Below are 17,564 nucleotides of genomic sequence, written 5' to 3' on the forward strand. Positions count from 1 at the left end.
CAAGATCACCGAGTAATTCGTTACCCGGTATCAGAAAAAGGGGTCGCTTCGGCGGCCCTTTTTTTATGTCTGATTTTTGGGTTGAGTCACACGCAGGTAACGGGTGCTGTTTTTCCACCGTTTCGAGGGGATATTTCTCTCGCTCGCTATTCGTACCCTGTGGCGACGGGGCTATACCCGCCAGCGATGACCCCTTTCATCTTTATCAGCAAAAGCGATGGCTCCATATTGGCTACCCATCGACAGGCTTGCTGACTACCCGTTCTCCTCTGGTGAAAAATCCGTTTGAGATCATACCTGCGGCTAGTTGACGCGGCTTTTAACCTGTCCCCGAAGAATGCCCTGCCAAAAAAACTGCTAGTAAGAGCGTTCCCTTTTGGTGTTACCCCTCTACACATTTTTAAATCTCGGGCGTTAGATAGTCCTCACGGTTCGAGTGTGTATCTCGCCGCTTAACGGGAACGTTGTTCAACTACTGGGGATAAGGGAATGTCCACGATTTCTGTCTTTGGGCTGGGCTATGTTGGCGCAGTCTGCACCGCCTGCTTTGCCAACAAGGGCCATACCGTTATCGGTGTGGATGTCAGTGAAGCCAAAGTCGCTCAGGTTCGACGGGGGGAGTCTCCCATTGTTGAAGACGAACTGGGTGATTACCTGGCGAAGGGGGTAGCAGAAGGCCGCATCACCGCGACCACTGACTGTGCCACTGCCGTGCGTGATTCCCGGATTTCGTTTGTCTGTGTGGGCACGCCGAGCGACGAGACCGGTAACCTGAATACGCGTTATCTGAAAGCGGTGTGTGAAGAGATTGGGCAATCGCTACGTGACAAGGATGATGTGCACCTGGTGGTGATTCGCAGCACGGTGCTGCCTGGGCTGGTGCGCGGGGAGCTGTTGCCCATTCTTGAGCAGGCCTCGGGCAAAAAGGCCGGAGAGGACTTTCTGCTGGCGGTCAATCCGGAGTTCCTTCGTGAGTCCACCGCGATCAAGGATTTTTTCAGCCCGCCCATGACTGTCATTGGTGGAATCAATGACGCCTCTTCCGATGCACTGGCGACCGTGTACGAAGGCATTGATGCCCCGGTTGTCCGTCTGGCACTGGAAGAAGCTGAGCTGGTCAAGTATGCCTGTAACTCCTGGCATGCCACCAAAGTCTCCTTCGCCAATGAAATCGGCAATATCGCCAAGCAGGCGTCGGTTGATGGGCGGCGGGTGATGGATGTGGTGTGCATGGATAACAAGCTCAACCTGTCCAGTTATTACATGAAACCCGGGTTTGCCTACGGGGGCTCCTGTCTTCCAAAGGATGTCCGGGCGCTGAATGCCTGGTGCGACAAGGTGGCGCTGCCGTCGCCTCTGTTGCGATCGTTGGCGACCAGTAATGACAACCAGGTGGAGCGGGCCATGGCCATGATCCGCCAATCCGGCATGAAGAAAATCGGCATGCTGGGATTGAGTTTCAAGCCGGGCACCGATGATCTTCGCGAGAGTCCCCTGGTCACGTTGGCCGCCCGCTTGCTGGAAGAGGGCTTCACTCTGTCCGTCTATGACAGCAACGTCTTGCACGCGAGCAAGCACAGCCCGGTTGCGGCCCAGCTATGGGAAAGTTATGGCCCGGTCTTTCATTGTCTGAATGATGACATCGATGCTCTGGTCAAGGTCAGTGAGGTGGTGGTGGTGGGCCATTCAACTGCGGAATTCCAGCAGGTTGCGGATGGCGTAAACAGTGGACGGCTGTTGATCGACCTGTGCGGATATTTGCCAGGTGTATCCATGGGCGATCGTCAGGGCATCTGCTGGTAAGTTGCCGATGAAGACGTTCACGGAGTGGCTACTGTGGATCACCGTGGTGATGGCGCTGGCATTGCTGATCGAACCGGCGTATCTGGATAGCAGCGACAAGAAGTTCATTCTGATTATCGGTGCCATCGGGCTGTGGCGGTATTCCATGGGGGCCATGCACCTGGTTCGCGGGATCTGGTTCATGCAGGTGGCGTTTCCTGCCCTGCGTCGTCGAGTGGATGAAGATCCTGGCCGTTATTTGCCGAGCCATGTCTATCTGGTGGTAACCAGTTTCCGCATACCGGCAGATACGACCTGGAACGTCTATGCGAGCGTATTCCGCGAGGCCGTGAATTGCGGGGTGCCTGCGACGGTGGTGGTCTCCATCGTCGAGCGAGGTGACGAACGTCTTATTCGCCAGTGCCATCGGCAGTTCGATCCAGATCAGTGCAGCAAGTTGATCATTTGCCGGGCGCGTGGCACGGGCAAGCGTGATGGGCTGGCTATGGCGTTCCGTGCGGTGAGCCGCTGTATGCCAGACCGTGATGCGGTCGTCGGGGTCATTGATGGCGACACCATGTTGGCACCGGATTGCGTCAGGGACTCAGTCGTGTTCTTCGGCTTGATGCCGAACCTGGGCGGCCTGACCACTAACGAGCAATGCGTGGTCCGGGGCAGTCGGGTGATGCGCGATTGGCACACCATGCGGTTCGCCCAGCGACACTTGAATATGTGCTCCATGGCTTTGTCGCGGCGGGTGCTGACCATGACCGGGCGGATGTCCTTTTTCCGGGCGGCAGTGCTGACCGCGCCAGAGTTTATTGCGGATGTGGAGTCAGATTATCTGGATCACTGGCGGCTGGGCCGGTTCCGGTTCCTCACCGGTGATGACAAATCCAGCTGGAATTCACTGATGACGCTGGGCTGGGACACCTTCTATGTACCGGATGCCCACACCTTGACGGTAGAGCACCCGCCGCATCATCGCTTTGTGCCTGCAACGCTGCAGTTGATGTTTCGCTGGTATGGCAATTCATTGCGACAGAATTTGCGCGCAACGCGGCTGGGGTGGCGACGTCTGGGATTGTTTACCTGCTTTGTGCTGTATGACCAGCGTATCAGCATGTGGACCTGCCTGATTGGTCTGACCGCCGCCTTGTTGATGGGGTTGCTGGATAACGGTCAGCTGTTGTTTGTGTATGTGTTCTGGATCGCCCTGTCTCGCACCCTGGTGGCGGCACTGTTGAATGTGACCTATCACCCGGTTGGGCCGCTCTATCCTGTGTTGCTTTATTACAACCAGGTGGTGGGATCGATGGTAAAGATTTTTGCCCTGTTTCATCTGGACCGGCAGAGCTGGACTCGCCAGAAAACACGGCTGGCAACGCAAAGCGGCGGGTTTGACATGATGCTCAGTCGTATCAGTTCCAAAACCATGTTGATGTCGAGCGCTGCAATTTTTATCTGCGTCATGTACCTGATTGCGATGGGGTAAGCGAGAGCAGGGCCTGAAGGGGACAGGGCCGTGTGGAAGGATTTGGAGGGAAGGATCATGGAAGAAAAACAGATTCGCCAGGTTCACGAATCCCAGGAGGAGCGCCAGCACGTCAGAGTGCGGCTCAACGGGAACCTGAGGTTGCGGCTGCAGAGCCCGGTGAAAGGCATTTTTTCACTGGAAGATGTGTCGATGGGCGGTTTGTCATTTATTGCAGGGCAGGTAGATCTGCCGCCGGGGTCGTTGTGCCATGGTGAAGTGGTGTTTCGACTTGGGCGTGCCAACCTGTCCATGCCGATCAGTTTTCGCATCATCTACCAGGATGACAGCAGCAAGCGTACGGGTGGCGAGTTTACCGTTATCGACCAGGAAAACGCGGACTTGTTGAGGTTGTTGATAAGCAATTACCTGGCGGGCGAATTAACGTCGCTGGATGACGTGATCGACAACATGAAACGCGAGAATTATGTGACGGCGCGAAAAGGCAAGCAGGTGGCGCCGGCGCGCAGTCTTGTCGAGCGTTGCAAGGCGGTGCTGATCAGCGGTGTGTTCTTTGTCCTGGGTTTGTTGGCGTTTGTCTTTGTCGCTTACAAACTCTATCAGCATGCCTTCATGATCAAGGCGGCAGACGCCTGGATCAGTCTGCCAGGCAAGACGCTGATCATGCCGGAGAATGGCTATGTTCAGATGTTGATCCCGGAAGGGACAGACGCCGTTGAGAAAGGCCAGCCATTGATGACGATCTCGTCACGGTTGGTGGCACGGCTGAACAATGGTGTTTTGCTGGATTCGCTGGATGCCAAACAGGTCAAAGGCTTGCTGGATGCTGCGGTCTTCGAGGTGACGCTGAACAGCCCCTGTGACTGCACGATTGCCGAACAGATGGTTGCCGATGGCGAGTATCTGCACGACGAATCCCCACTCATGCGACTGGTGGAAAAAGACGCCCCTGCCCGAGTGGTGGCACTGTTTGACCTGTCCGCTGAGCGCTTGCCCGGGCGCGCTGATGAGGCCGTTACTATCCAGTATCTGGACGGCAAGAAGGAAACCGCCGCAGAGGTGGTCGAGATGGTCAGAGATGAAGCGTCGGGCAAGCTGCGCATGGAGATTCAGCCGCAGCGTAGCCTGCCGCTAAGTGCCCAGCATCAGCCCGTCAGCGTTATGGTGCATCCCGCATGGCTGCCCGTGCTCTGATTGCTGCGCTGCTGGCGGTTCAGCTGGCTGGCTGCCAGCTTCCGGCGGACACCCGTCATGCCCGTTATCAGCTCTCCCTGGGGAACACCGAGCAAGCCAGGAAGCAGCTTAAGGGGCTGGCGGAGGCCGGCGACCCGGCAGCGCAGATCGAATACGCCAAATTGATTGCCGCTGACCAGGGCAGTGACCCGGCGGAGGCCATGGTGTGGTACCGGCGCGCCTGGGAGCAGCAGGACTATCGGGCGGGGCCGGCCAGTTTGCACCTCTACAAGCGCTATCAGGGCAGTGTTGGCTTTGGCGAAACACGGGCCCGGGAATTGTTGCGCCCTCTACGCCCTCTGGAGAGTGAGCAGGATTTGAGTCTGGCACTGGATATCGCGGTGCTCTACCCCGGGGCGGTCACGGATCGACAGTGGCAACAATGGTTGGCGCTGTATCGCCGCAGCTGTATTCAGGACTGTTATTTCGCCACCTATGCAGGGCGCTACGCCCAGCATCGGGGGGATATCGAAGAGGGCGCCCAATGGTATGAGCAGGTCCTTCACCGGGATCCACGAGCGGTGGAATATCTGCAGGATCTGTTCTGGCAGGCGGGTACCCCGGAACGCTTTGTCTCAATGATCAGGAGCATTGAAGGGGATGTGTCGCTGGACGGCATCTACTGTCTGCGCATCGCCACCCTGATCAAGGCCAATGCCACCACCGCCGAGCACGACCCTCTGGTGATGCGCTGGTTGCAGCGCGCCGCAGACAAGGGGGAGCCACTGGCCATGGTTGAGCAGCTTCAATACATGCTGGCCTGGCCAGGGGTGTATTCCTACGACGAGTTTTCTGAGGCCGTGACAACGTTGACTCCGCTGGATTCTGCCATGGCAACGTATTTCCGTGCCCGGGGGGATCTGCGGGAGGAGTGGTTTGAGCTGCGGCCGCAGCGGGCCCAGCGTGATTTGCTGGCGCTGGCGGATGCAGGGATGGCCCGCGCCTACCTGCCGCTGGGGGAATTGTATGAGAGTGGCTATCTGGGGGAGGCAGACATGGAACGTGCGGTGAAGTTTTACCTGCTGGCAGCGGAATCTGGGCTGGCGCAGGGGGATGTGTCCCTGGCCAGGCTGTACTCAACGGGCAAAGGCGTCGCCCGGGATCCTGTCAGAGCCTATGCCCATCGGGAGGCGAGCAAGGTGTTGCTGCCACGCACTGCCCGGCGGGAAAGTGAGCAGTCTGTGCCATTGCCGGAAGGTCTGCTACCTGCCGGGCAGCAGGCAGCCGGCCGGTTGATCGCGGCACGTAAACACTGGCTGGAGGAGCAGTTCCATGTTGCCTTCACGCAGTAGTGTTTGGCGCCTTGGGGCGGTGCTGATGGTATCGCTGGCAACGGTGGCTGCGGCGGCCCCCCTGCCACGTCACGAATATGATCAGCGTTTATATCTGAGTGCCGGGGAATCGCCGGATTATCAGCAGCTTTTCCAGGATGGCAGTACCGAGGCCAATGGTGTACTGCGATATGAACCCCGTTATCACTGGCGAAGCGGTGATACCGAGTGGCATCGCTGGGACGCTGAGGTGCGGGCAAAACTGCTGGTGGCTGCCGGTCGGCCCAGTAGTCTGCAAGCCGATGAAAATGGCCGCATTCGGGAAGATGAGCATTACGCAGAGTTGCGGGATGCCTGGGTGCGACGTCGCATGCTGTTTGGTCAGCCATCTCTGTCGCTGGCACTGGGGCGCCAGACCTACAAGGATGAAGAAGGGCTGATGTGGGATGGGCCACTGGAAAGCCTGCACTTTGCCTATCAGGCCAGCCAGTGGCGAGCCATGGTGGCGGTGGGGCAGCAGCTTTCCTCCTATCGCAGTGATGATTCGGATCTGGACCCTCGTGATGAGGATGTCCGGCGGGTTTTTCTCGGTGCCGGGCATCAGTGGCTGCCGGGGCATTGGTGGGACTGGCAAATGCACTGGCAGGACGATGTCTCCGGTACCCAGAAAGAGCGTATTGACGACCTTCTGGATGTGCGGGATTTCAACGGTTATTGGTCAGGGCTTAGGCTGCAGGGGGAGGCCGGTAGCGATACCCGCATCGGCTATATCCTCAACGGTATTTACCAAGAGGGTAACAGCAAGACCTTTGTTGCCAGCGGTGCAGGTGGTGCCCAGAGTGACGAGTCCATTATCCGCGGCCATTTCTGGATGGCTGAGCTGTACGGGCGTCTGGATAACCTGAGCTGGCGCCCGTCGCTAGGGGTGCGTGCGGCCAGCACCGATGCGCCGGAAACTGATCGGGATGGTTATTTCCAGAGTCGCCTGCAAAGTAACCGGCGTGCCGGGGTAGCCGATCTGTCTACCGGTGTGTTGGGCGATATGCTGGATTACGAGATGCACAATCTGGAATTCGTGGCCGCCTATTATCGGCAGCAATTATGGCCGCGGGCAGACCTGGAGGTGCTGGGTGGGGCGCTGAAGCGTATGGATCCGGCCTTGCGCGTCAGCAGTCCCATCCGCAACCCCCTGGTAGACGGTGAGGATGATCTGGGCCGTGTCTTGAATGTGGCGCTTGGCTGGCGTTCTTATCCGTTGGCAATTTCCGAGCGGCGGCAGATGCAGCTGTCTGCCCGCTTGAGTTATTCCGCTTTCGAGATGGGCGATGCCTATCAGCGGGCGGAACAAATTCATCAGGTGCTTCTGGTTATCGCAGGGAGGTGGTAGCCATGGTGTTCTCATCGAACTTGTTCGTATTCCTGTTTTTGCCCTTGTTCCTGGCGGCGTACTACCTGACACCTTCGCGTTGGCGAAACTGGACCATTCTGATCGGAAGTTACCTGTTTTACGCTTGGTGGCGGCCGGATTTCCTGTTGCTGTTCATCGCCATTACCTTATGGAACTACGGTTTTGCGCTGGCGGTGCACCGTTACCGCGAGACGCCAAGGGGGATATATTGGCTGGTGCTTGGGGTGCTGGGGGATTTGGCGGCCCTGGGCTATTTCAAGTATGCCAATTTCGGTGTTGAATCCATCAGTCAGTTGATGGTGTCGGTGGGGCTGAATCCTTTCTACCTGGAAGCGATTATTCTGCCGCTGGGCATTTCCTTTTATACCTTTCAGGCCATGGCCTATCTGGTGGACGTGCACCGGGGCGATGCACAGCCTACCCGCAGCTTCATCAATTTTGCCGCCTTTATCTCTTTCTTTCCCCAGCTGATTGCCGGGCCGATCTTGCGTTACCGGAACCTGGAGAAACAGTTCGAACAACGCACGCATTCCATGGAGCTGTTTTCGCTGGGGGCCAGCCGTTTTCTGTTGGGTTTCATCAAGAAGGCGCTGATCGCGGACAGCATTGCGCCGGTGGCAGGTTATCTGATGGCGGCGCCAGAGCCGGGTTTTGTCGATAGTGCTTTCAGTGTGGTGTTGTCGACTCTGCAGCTGTATTTCGATTTTTCCGGGTACTCGGATATGGCGATAGGCCTGGGAATGATGATGGGCTTTCGTTTCCAGGAGAACTTCAACCAACCGTTCGTGTGCCAGAGTGTCACAGAGTTCTGGCAGCGCTGGCACATCACCCTGTCTCAGTGGTTGCGAGACTACCTGTACCGGCCTCTGAAGAAGACCCTCAACTGGTCGGTGGGGGCGGCGACCTTTACGACATTGACCCTGGCCGGTTTGTGGCATGGAGCGGATCTGGCTTTCCTGTTCTGGGGGGCGGCTATTGGCGGCATGATGGTGCTGGAGCGCCGTCTGGGGTGGGTGACCAGCATGTCGACACCGTATTCGTTGTGGCGTAACTACCGCGCCCAGATTTACCTGTGGCTGATCTGGCCCCTGTTTCTCACCGGTAACCTGTCCGACGCGGGTCGAATCATGGGGGGGCTGATCGGGCTCAATGGTATTGGAAGTCTGCATAACCTTGCCCTTTGGGTTTCTCCCATGACGCTGTTTTTCTGTGTTGTGGCGTTGGTCTGGGATCGTGCCAGCGCATTTTTCAACAAGCGCTACTACCTGGGGCTGGATAAGGAAAACGTTTTTCAGAGTGTGAGTGGTTGGCGGGTGCCGTTGTTGTGGGCGGGCTTTGTGCTGGCGGTAACGCGGTTGTCGGCAGAGTCCTTTTCTCCTTTTCTGTATTTCCAGTTCTGAGCGGAGGCCACCATGATTCCCATGAAGAAGGCATCACTGATCAATGGCTGGTTGTTCCTGGTTGTCATTGCCGGCGGTTTTGTCTCGCTGCTGTGGCCGGTAGGGCAGTTTTTCCTGCATGAGCATACTGCCTGGCAGCAGTTCCGGGAGGGCGAGCTGGTTCGCCGGCTGGAGCGACGGGTGGATGAAGTGTTTGTGCTGCGCCAGCCGTCGATTGCCCTGTGGGCGGATGCCAGCTATTTGCTGTTTCATGCTGGCCGCCCCGGGGTGCTGGTGGGCCATGACGATTGGCTGTTTACCCGTGAAGAGTTCTATTTCGATCAACGCAGCGCCAGCAATTTGCAAACGAACCTGGAGCAGGTGGTTGCCACTTCCTGCCAGTTGCGGGCATTGGGAAAAGCGTTGCTGGTGGTTCCCGTGCCCGCCAAGCGCCGCCTTTACGGGGCACAGGCAGGCCGGGCCGTAACGCTGGAAATGGATAACCTCTACCCGGGGATTACCCGGCGCCTCAGTGCCGCGGGTGTGGCCTGGCTGGATACCCTCAGTATCCTGCAACAGGCATCGTCTTCTGCTCCGGTGTTCATGCGCACGGATACCCACTGGAGCCCCTGGGGAGCGAGGGTGGTGGCTGGCGGCGTGGCCGATGTCATGGCGCTGCCCGCCGGCCAACCGTTTTCCACCGTCGAATACACGGTGGAACATTATCAGGGCGACTTGCTGCGATACCTGCCCACCAGTGATGGCATTGGGCCTCGGCGAGAAGAGCCCCTGGTGCGTTATCAAACCGCCGCTGATACCGGTGAGCTGGATGCGGATGCCTTGCTCGGTGATGTCATGCCGCCTGTGGCGCTTGTCGGAACCAGCTATAGCGCCATGGATGAGTGGCATTTTCCCGGTTTTCTCAAGCAGGCAATGGGGCAGGACGTCCTGGTGTATGCACTGGAAGCGCAGGGGCCTTTTGCGGCGATGCGCGAATTTCTCGAAAGCCCGGCAGCCCGGGATCCACGCGTGACCCATGTGCTTTGGGAATTGCCGGAACGGGCGTTGATTCAATCAATGGATGTGATTGTGGAGGGGAAAGATCATGCGTGTCTGGATATTGAGTCTGCTGCTGGTGTGGAGTTTGCCGACGTGGGCCGCCCAGGAGGGTAATGAAGGGCTGTATGAAATGGCAGCACCACCGGATTCCGCCTTTGTTCGGGTAGTGAATCTGACCTCCGGGCAGCTGGAGCTGGCCATGGATGAGTGGCGTCAGTCGCTGGCGCCGGGGCGGGCGGGAGACTATCTCTATCGGCCAGGTGGCGATGCGCAGCTTCAGGTGAATGGCCAGCCTTTTGCCTTCAGCTTTGCCGCGCGCTCGGTGCAGACTCTGGCCTATGACGGCGAACGCTTGACGGCATTCGAGGACACCTACTTTAACAGCCGGCTCAAGGCGCTGGTGGTGATGTACAACCTGGTAGCACAAGGTGCCTCGCTGCAAACCGCAAACGGTGCCGTGACGGTGATCGGACCGTTGGCGGCCAGCGAAAGCGCTGACCGTGAGATCAATGGCGTCAAAGTGGCGCTGCGCGTCAGCCTCGACGATGGGGCCAGTCTGCCACTTGATGAGGCGGTCTTGCAGCGTGGGCGGGTGTACAGCGTGTGGGTAGTGGCCGGTGAGTCCGGCCCGCAGGCGCGTCTGGAGGAAGCCAATGTGGCCACGATGCCGTAATGTCAAAAGAGGCTTGATGGCAGGGCTGCTGGCGCTGTCCGGGCTGGCTCAGGCTGCGGCCTCTGCAGAAACGGAGTCTTCCCTTGCCGAGCAGCAGGCGCAGCTGATGAAGGGCGCTTATCTGGAGCCGCCGTTTGTCTGTAATGCGCTGGCGGATCCGCAGCTCTATGCGGATGGGGCCATGGCGAGCATGCGTCAGCTGATTGCCGGCAAGGAATTCTGGTTCTTTCGTACCGAGGTGGATCTGCAGCAGCGCTTTCCGCTGTCATCATTGGCCAAAAGTGCGTTTGCACAACTGGTGGCGGCGCTGGCCGAGCGCGATGTGCAGCTGGTGGTGATGCTGCAGCCGACCCGGGGGTTAATGCACGCCGATGAGTTGGTTCAGCCATGGCGAGGCAGCTACCCGCTGGCGGAAGTGCGCAGGGCGTATTGGCGCAAGGCGCAGGCGATGATGCAGCAAGGGGCCATGGTGGCAGACATGGACCCGGTGCTGCGCAGTGCGGATGAAGGCGAATACTTTTTTCGTCGCGACCACCACTGGACCCCTTTTGGTGCCGACGTCAGCGCCCGTCAGGTTGCACAAGTGATGCTGGCGGATCCGCGCATTCAGCGCATTCCCGAAGTGGCGTTTGAGACCCATGAGGGCATTCTGTTACGCAAGATGGGAACCCTGAATGTGGCCGTGGCCAGTGTCTGCGGCAATGGTTATGGCTTTCAGTGGGTTCGCGGTTACGACACGGTGCCCAGCGAAGGGGCGGACAGCGCAGATGCATTGTTTGGTGATGCGTCCGAGCCGCAGATAGCCTTGATTGGCACCAGTAATTCTGACAACCGGGATGAACGCTACAAAAACTACAACTTCCATGGTTTTCTGCAGCAGTATCTGTCTCGCGATGTGGTGAATTTTGCCATGACCGGTGGCGGGGCCATGGGGGCGCTGCAGGAGTTTCTGTATTCGCCGGCCTACCAGGAGGAGCAGTTCCGTTATCTGGTCTGGGAGCTGCCGGTCAACTTTGATCTTGAAGAACCGGAAGTCTGGCGGGAAGTGCTGCCTGCTGCCGCCGGGGGCTGCCGTGATCGCTCGGCCTATGCCACCGGTGCCGTTACCCTGCCTGTTTCTGAGCGCGATCAACGAGTGGAAGTGCTGGCCAACGCCGGTGAGCGGCGTCGTCAGACTGCCGGCAGAGGCAGCATGACTCTGGATGTTACGTTCTCCGATAGCGCGTTTCGGCATTTTTATGTGCTGGCGTATTACGACGACGGCCAGCGGGAAAAGGTACGTATTCGCCGCCCGGCAAGACTGGATACAGGGCGCTTTACCCTGCGCCTGGATCCTCCCTCCCAAGACGCGAACCTGCTGTCAGTGCTGCTGGAGCTGGAGCAGCCTGTAACGACGGCCCTGACTGTGGAGGCGACCCTGTGCGATTACTGAATGCCGTATGGCTGACACTGCTGGCCGGGTGTGCCCAGGCGGAACTGGAGCCACTGTTCGATGCCCAGCGCTTGGCTGGGGCTACGGCAGACGCGCGAGCCTTGCAGATGTGTCAGGCTCGTCTGCCGGGATTTCCTCCGTACCGGGGGGCGCTGCAGATGGACAGCAAGTATGACCAGAGTCGAACCAGCAAAGATGTCCTGGATGCCAAGGCGGCCAAGCGTTACCGCGAACAGGTCGATGAGATCTATGGGTACCTGGCCTTTTTGGGACAGATTTCCGATTACATGCGCAGTGGCACCCCCGCGTTGAGGCAGGCTGCCAGCGAGTGTTTCTCGCAGGCAATTTCTGCCTGGGCTGAGGCCGGGGCGATGACGGCCAGCAAGGCCAGCAAACAGGGCGAAGCCGTACGGAAATGGTTTCTCGCCGCCGTCGCCACCAACATGATGAAGGCGCAAGCTCTCACCGATTGGCAGCCAGGCCCGGCGCAACGTCAGTGGCTGGCTGCGTTGGCCGATCGGGTGCAACGTTATGCGACTCCGCGCCGTCAGCGTCTGGACTTGTACAACAACCATGATTACTGGTCCTGCTGGGCGGTCATGGCAACAGGGCTGGTGTTGAATGACCCGGACCGGTTGGCGTGGGCTGAGCAAGGGTACTGGTTGGCTATCGGGCAGATCACGCCGTATCAGGATGGGGTGGTGCTGCCTCACGAAGCCGCCAGAGGCAAGCGTGCGGCGGAGTACCATGCGTTTGCCCTGACGCCACTGGTATTGATGGCCGAGTCCGGCTCCCGCAATGGCTTGGATCTCTATGAAGGCAAGGGGGCGGTGCTGCATGAGCTGGCAGCCCAAGTCGTACATTTTTGGCGGCAGGATGGGCAGGGCGTACGTTTTGCGCAAAAGCAGGAAGCCATCGATGATCACATGATGGCGTGGTGGCCAGTCTATGCTCACCGTTTTCCCGAGCGTCAGCCTCTGTCTGACAAGCAGGCAGAGGCTTTCGGATCGCGGTTTACGGGCGGCTCGCTAACTGGGCTCTGGGTTGAGCATCCGTGAAAGGTATTTCAACCGGGAGGGCTTGTAGTAGTTGAGGGAGCAAGCGTGACTCGCGAGCGCTGATGTTGCCCGCCAGATACTGCCCGCGATTGCTGTGGTGTCGCAGGCTGGTTTCTTCAATCTGAACATGCCCCTCTCCACGAGTATGCAGGGCGGCAAGGCGATTGTGGTGCAGTTCGAGGGTGGCCAGGCTTGCTTGCACCTTGCCTTGTTGCCCGTCCAGCGAAATGGCGTAACGGTGATTGCCATTAATCTGTGCGTCTCTGACGGTGAGCAGGGTGCTGCCATCGAGCCGCAGGCCGTCACTTCCGTTATCGATCAAGACGAGCTGCTCCAGGTGGGCGGAGCCATCCCGTCCGCCCTTGATCTGTATCCCGTATTCCCGGTTTCTCTCACTGGTCAGGTTGCGGCCTTGCAACTGGCCATGAAAGTTCTCGATCAGTAACCCGGATCCCTCATTGGTACTGAGCAATAGCTCCTCAAGGGTGAGTTTTCCAGGGCCTTCAGCGCGGATGCCGTGCCCATGCGACCCGGCGACTCGAAGTTGTGTTAGTTGGGCGTGAGCGCCGCTAAATACCAGCCCCTGTTCACGGCTTTGGGTGATGGTCACCTCTGACAGGGTAACGTGGCTGCCCGGCTCGGCCTCAAGCCCCCGGTACAGATTCACGAATTCGGATTGGTGAATGGAGAGCCTGGGGGCTCCGCTGGTGTCCTGATAGCGGTGACGCGCCACACTGAGGCCGTGCGCGCGGTAATCCGGCCGCCCCAGACCGGCCAGTGTGCTGCGATCAATCTGTGTGCGGGAGCCGCCCCAGCCATGTATGAAGCCACTGTGCTGGTTGCCGCTACTGTGAATCTGGCTGCGTGAAATGGTCAGGGTGCCGCGGTTGATCAGGCAGCCGCCATTCTCACCGTCAATATACAGCCGCGCCCCGTCCAGCGTTAGCTGGGCGCCCGGAGCAATGACCAGAGGGTAATGCAGGGTCCATTGCGTGTCGCTGCGGCTCAGGGCGCGTTCATTAAGCTGGCTGGCCAAGCGTTCCAGTGTGTAGTGACCGGAGGCAATCACCACAGCCTGGGGGTGGCCACGTTGATAGCGGGCAATCTGCCGGAACAGCCCATTGGAGGCAAAGGTCTCCAGCGGCCAGTTGCTGGCTTCATTGGCATAAATCGGACTCAGGGCTACATTGGCGGTGGCCGGGCCGCCCAGCAGCATGATCAGCAGCACGGAGGCCAGCCAGGAGAGATGATGGCTCATGCGGCACCTCCCAGCAGGCTGCTCAGTTCCCGGGTCTTGCTGGCGAGCAGCTCGGGGTTGGAGCGGGTTTCAACATTCAGTCTGACCAGCGGTTCGGTGTTGGAGGCGCGTACATTGAAGCGCCAGTCACTGAATTCCAGGCTGACCCCGTCGGTATTGTCTTCGCTGAGGGCAAAGTGCCGGTATTGCTCACGGATTCGGGTCAGGGCGGCCTGGGTGTCTTCCACCGTGAAGTTGATCTCTCCGGAGACCGGGTAGCGATGGGCCCTGTCGCGAACCAGACTGGAAAGTGTCTGGCCGGAGCTGGCCAGTAACCGGGCCAGATGCAGCCAGGGAAGAATGCCGGAATCGCAGTAGTGGAAATCCCGGAAATAATGGTGCCCACTCATTTCGCCACCGTACAGGGCATTGTCACGACGCATGCGCTCTTTGATAAAGGCGTGTCCGGTTTTGCTCTGCATGGGATGGCCGCCGGCCTCAAGCACGGTATCGATAGTGCTCCAGGTCAGTCGGGGGTCATGAATAATGGTGCCGCCTGGCTGGCCGGCCAGCAGGGTATTGGCGAGCAGACCGATGATGTAGTAGCTCTCGACAAAGTTGCCGTGCTCGTCAAAAAAGAAGCAGCGGTCAAAATCCCCATCGAACGCGACCCCCAGTTGAGCGCCGTGCTGGCGCACCGCCTCGCAGGTTTCGGCCCGGTTTTCTGGCAGTAGCGGATTGGGGACCCCGTTCGGGAAGGTGCCGTCCGGAGTGTCGTGGTAACGATGCAAAAGGGGGTGGATGCCACGGCAGGCCAGTTCTTCCATTAGCACATCCAGAGCGGGGCCGATGGCGCCATTGCCTGCGTTGCTGACCATGCAGAAACCATCCAGCGGCTGGCAGTCCACTAGTCGTAGCAGGTGCTGGATATAGGGGTGCTTGTCGGGCCGGCGCAGGCGTTGCCCGCGCCGCTGCCCATCCGGAAAACGGTTGGCGAGCACCCGGTCGCGTATGTCGAACAGGCCGCTGTCCCCACTAATCGGGCATGCGCCGGCACGTACCAGTTTCATCCCGTTGTAGTCGGCGGGGTTGTGGCTGGCGGTAATCTGCACCCCACCGTCTGCTTGATGGTAGACAGTGCCGAAATAGACTTCCTCGGTGCCGCTCAAGCCAATATCAATGACGTCGGCCCCGCTGCTGAGAATGCCTTCGCTGAGCGCATTGCACAGTGCCGGGGAGCTTAGCCGCATGTCGGCGCCGACCACGATGCGTGATGCCCGCAATTGTTCAGACATGGCTCGGCCGATCCGCCAGGCCATGTCTTCATCCAGCTCCTCGCCGACCCGACCGCGTATGTCGTAGGCCTTGAAACAGGCCCCGTTCATGGGAGATGCGCCACTTTTTCGGCGGCGTCCTCACGGTGATAGCGGTCACTGATGCGGATAATGTCATCCTCACCCAGATAGGTTCCGGATTGCACCTCGATAAGCTCAAGGGGGATGCGGCCGGGGTTCTCAAGCGAGTGCACTTCACCAATGGGAATAAAGGTGGACTGGTTTTCGGTGACCAGGAAGGTGTTGTCGCCGCAGGTGACTTTGGCGGTGCCGGAAACCACGATCCAGTGCTCGGCTCGGTGGTGGTGCATTTGTACCGACAACTGTTCGCCCGGTTTCACGGTGATGTGTTTCACCTGATAACGGGTGCCCTTGTCCACAGAGTCATACTTGCCCCAGGGGCGATGGACCATCCGGTGGTCTTCGGTTTCCGGTCGTTTGCGAGACTTGAGTGTGTCAGTGACACGTTTGACTTCCTGGGCCTGACTCTTGTGGGCAACGAGGATCGCGTCCGGGGTATCCACTACGATCAGGTCATCGACGCCCAGCAGGGCGACCAGGCGGTGATCACTCAAGGCCAGATTGTTGTGGCTGGCGTGGGCAATGATGTCGCCCTTGAGGTGATTGCCTTCCATGTCCTTGTCGAGATGGTCCCAGAGCGATTGCCAGGAGCCGAGGTCGTTCCAGTACAGTTCCACTGGTACCACCGCGCCATCGCGGGTGTGCTCCATGATAGCGTAGTCAATGGAGAGGTCTTCGCAGCGGGAGAAGCTGGCCTCATCCAGGCGGACAAAATCCAGATCCGCTTCTCCCTGAAGCAGGGCATGAGTGCAGTGGGCCAGCATCTGGGGGTGGTGCTCGCGCAGTTCCTGCAGGTAGCGTTCGGCCCGGAACAGAAACATGCCGCTGTTCCACAGGTAGCCACCATGATCGAGGAATTGCTGGGCGGTCTGGGCGTCGGGCTTCTCGACAAAGCGCTCGATCAGGTGATGCTCGCCTTGTGACTCCCCCATACATATATAGCCGTAACCGGTTTCCGGTCGGTCAGGTTTGATGCCAAAGGTGACCAGCAGACCATCTTCTGCGGCAAGAGAGGCGCGTTGGATTCCTGCATGCAGGGCCTCGGGGTTGCGAATGGCATGGTCTGCCGGGCAGATAAAGATTTGCGCGCCGGTCTCTCGCTGGCGGGCCTGCAGGGCTGCCAATGCCACTGCAGGCGCGGTGTTACGGCCACAGGGCTCAAGCAGGATATCGGCATCAACGCAGATGTCATGCAATTGTTCGGCTACCAGGAAACGGTGCTCCTGATTGCACACCACAATAGGGCGCACGGCACGCAAATCAGCTGGCAGGCGCAACAGAGTGTTCTGCAGCATGCTGTATTCGCCGTTGAGGCGCAGCAGTTGCTTGGGGTAATGAGACCGCGAGAGCGGCCACAGCCGGGAGCCATTGCCACCGGCAATAATCACTGGAATCAGCATCGATCTATCCCTTCCAAAAGCCCACATGTCCACCAAGGGGTGGCGCGGAATCAGGCCGTCCAGACCTGTGTGATTAAAAATGCGCCGCTGGGACGGGCGGGAAAAGGGGGCGCGCGCAGGTTTTACGAAAAACCGCTCTTCTGGGTGGTTTGGTAACACCTCGGGGGGATTAGTTTATGGGGGTTCTCGCACGCCCTGCGGCTAATCCACAGATAAATTCAAAATACCCCTTGCAATCCCCCCACTGGGTGACTAATATTCGCGCCCTGCCTTCGGGCAGAACCAACCGGGGCATTGTTCCCGGGCTTGTTTTGACACCACTCACCTATCCATAAGGGCAGGTTGGTGGGCTTTTTGCCATATAAATTATGGTTCGAAACAGTCTGGAGTTTGTTAGCTATGGCTAACCAAAGAATCCGCATCCGACTCAAGGCCTTTGATCATCGTCTGATTGATCAGTCTGCCCAAGAGATCGTGGATACGGCCAAACGGACAGGCGCGCAGGTAACGGGTCCGATTCCGCTGCCGACGCGTAAAGAGCGTTTTACTGTGCTGATCTCTCCGCACGTAAACAAAGATGCGCGAGATCAGTATGAGATCCGCACTCACAAGCGTCTGGTCGACATCGTCGAGCCTACGGATAAAACCGTAGATGCTCTGATGAAGCTTGATCTGGCTGCTGGTGTGGATGTGCAGATCAGCCTGGGTTAACAACGGGCGGG

General features: G+C 58.8%; 15 protein-coding genes. 12 read left to right on the forward strand and 3 right to left on the reverse strand.

What is annotated here, in order from left to right; all coding sequences use genetic code 11:
* The 11 genes from A15D_RS17340 to A15D_RS08575 form a co-directional block, all read left to right on the forward strand.
* On the forward strand, nt 1-255 hold a 255-nt coding region (locus A15D_RS17340), incomplete at its 5' end, for a hypothetical protein (RefSeq protein WP_233192181.1).
* Between the two features lie 234 nt (nt 256-489).
* Nucleotides 490-1,803, forward strand: coding sequence for a nucleotide sugar dehydrogenase (locus A15D_RS08530; protein ID WP_102791589.1), 1,314 nt, complete (start codon nt 490-492; stop codon nt 1,801-1,803).
* A gap of 7 nt (nt 1,804-1,810) precedes the next feature.
* Nucleotides 1,811-3,277, forward strand: coding sequence for a glycosyltransferase (locus A15D_RS08535; RefSeq protein WP_102791590.1), 1,467 nt, complete (start codon nt 1,811-1,813; stop codon nt 3,275-3,277).
* A 57-nt stretch (nt 3,278-3,334) separates the two neighbouring features.
* Nucleotides 3,335-4,471 (forward strand): PilZ domain-containing protein, encoded by a 1,137-nt coding sequence (locus A15D_RS08540; RefSeq protein ID WP_102791591.1) that lies wholly within the window; start codon nt 3,335-3,337, stop codon nt 4,469-4,471.
* Nucleotides 4,453-5,802 carry a tetratricopeptide repeat protein gene (locus A15D_RS08545; protein WP_102791592.1) on the forward strand — a complete coding sequence of 450 codons (1,350 nt, stop codon included), beginning with the start codon at nt 4,453-4,455 and terminating at the stop codon, nt 5,800-5,802. Before A15D_RS08540 ends, A15D_RS08545 begins: the two co-directional genes overlap by 19 nt.
* Nucleotides 5,783-7,168 carry an alginate export family protein gene (locus A15D_RS08550; RefSeq protein WP_102791593.1) on the forward strand — a complete coding sequence of 462 codons (1,386 nt, stop codon included), beginning with the start codon at nt 5,783-5,785 and terminating at the stop codon, nt 7,166-7,168. The genes A15D_RS08545 and A15D_RS08550 overlap by 20 nt, the downstream gene beginning before the upstream one ends.
* A gap of 2 nt (nt 7,169-7,170) precedes the next feature.
* Entirely contained in the window at nt 7,171-8,589 is a 1,419-nt protein-coding gene (locus A15D_RS08555) for an MBOAT family protein (protein WP_102791594.1), read from the forward strand.
* A 12-nt stretch (nt 8,590-8,601) separates the two neighbouring features.
* Nucleotides 8,602-9,741 (forward strand): alginate O-acetyltransferase, encoded by a 1,140-nt coding sequence (locus A15D_RS08560; RefSeq protein WP_102791595.1) that lies wholly within the window; start codon nt 8,602-8,604, stop codon nt 9,739-9,741.
* Nucleotides 9,674-10,300, forward strand: coding sequence for an alginate O-acetyltransferase AlgF (locus tag A15D_RS08565; RefSeq protein WP_102791667.1), 627 nt, complete (start codon nt 9,674-9,676; stop codon nt 10,298-10,300). The genes A15D_RS08560 and A15D_RS08565 overlap by 68 nt, the downstream gene beginning before the upstream one ends.
* Nucleotides 10,301-10,316: 16 nt before the next feature.
* Nucleotides 10,317-11,732 carry an alginate biosynthesis protein AlgX gene (locus A15D_RS08570; RefSeq protein ID WP_102791596.1) on the forward strand — a complete coding sequence of 472 codons (1,416 nt, stop codon included), beginning with the start codon at nt 10,317-10,319 and terminating at the stop codon, nt 11,730-11,732.
* Nucleotides 11,720-12,790 carry a polysaccharide lyase gene (locus A15D_RS08575; RefSeq protein WP_102791597.1) on the forward strand — a complete coding sequence of 357 codons (1,071 nt, stop codon included), beginning with the start codon at nt 11,720-11,722 and terminating at the stop codon, nt 12,788-12,790. The genes A15D_RS08570 and A15D_RS08575 overlap by 13 nt, the downstream gene beginning before the upstream one ends.
* On the opposite strand, the gene A15D_RS08580 is transcribed toward A15D_RS08575, so the two are convergent.
* The 3 genes from A15D_RS08580 to A15D_RS08590 are packed head-to-tail and all read right to left on the reverse strand — an operon-like array spanning nt 12,747 to nt 16,842.
* On the reverse strand, nt 12,747-14,048 hold the full coding sequence (locus A15D_RS08580; RefSeq protein ID WP_233192182.1) for a right-handed parallel beta-helix repeat-containing protein: 1,302 nt from the start codon (nt 14,046-14,048) through the stop codon (nt 12,747-12,749). The genes A15D_RS08575 and A15D_RS08580 overlap by 44 nt on opposite strands.
* The gene (locus tag A15D_RS08585) at nt 14,045-15,412 is read right to left on the reverse strand and encodes a phosphomannomutase CpsG (RefSeq protein WP_102791598.1); all 1,368 of its coding nucleotides are present in this window, start codon (nt 15,410-15,412) and stop codon (nt 14,045-14,047) included. The genes A15D_RS08580 and A15D_RS08585 overlap by 4 nt, the downstream gene beginning before the upstream one ends.
* A complete protein-coding gene (locus A15D_RS08590) occupies nt 15,409-16,842 on the reverse strand; it encodes a mannose-1-phosphate guanylyltransferase/mannose-6-phosphate isomerase (protein ID WP_102791599.1) in 1,434 nt (477 codons plus the stop codon). The genes A15D_RS08585 and A15D_RS08590 overlap by 4 nt, the downstream gene beginning before the upstream one ends.
* Nucleotides 16,843-17,241: 399 nt before the next feature.
* Between A15D_RS08590 and rpsJ the strand changes: the two genes are divergently transcribed.
* Nucleotides 17,242-17,553: a 30S ribosomal protein S10 gene (gene rpsJ, locus A15D_RS08595; protein ID WP_022986497.1), complete on the forward strand. Its 312-nt coding sequence runs from the start codon at nt 17,242-17,244 to the stop codon at nt 17,551-17,553.
* Nucleotides 17,554-17,564 lie beyond the last annotated feature (11 nt).

Source organism: Alcanivorax sp. MD8A (genome assembly GCF_002888555.1).
Classification (GTDB): domain Bacteria; phylum Pseudomonadota; class Gammaproteobacteria; order Pseudomonadales; family Alcanivoracaceae; genus Alcanivorax.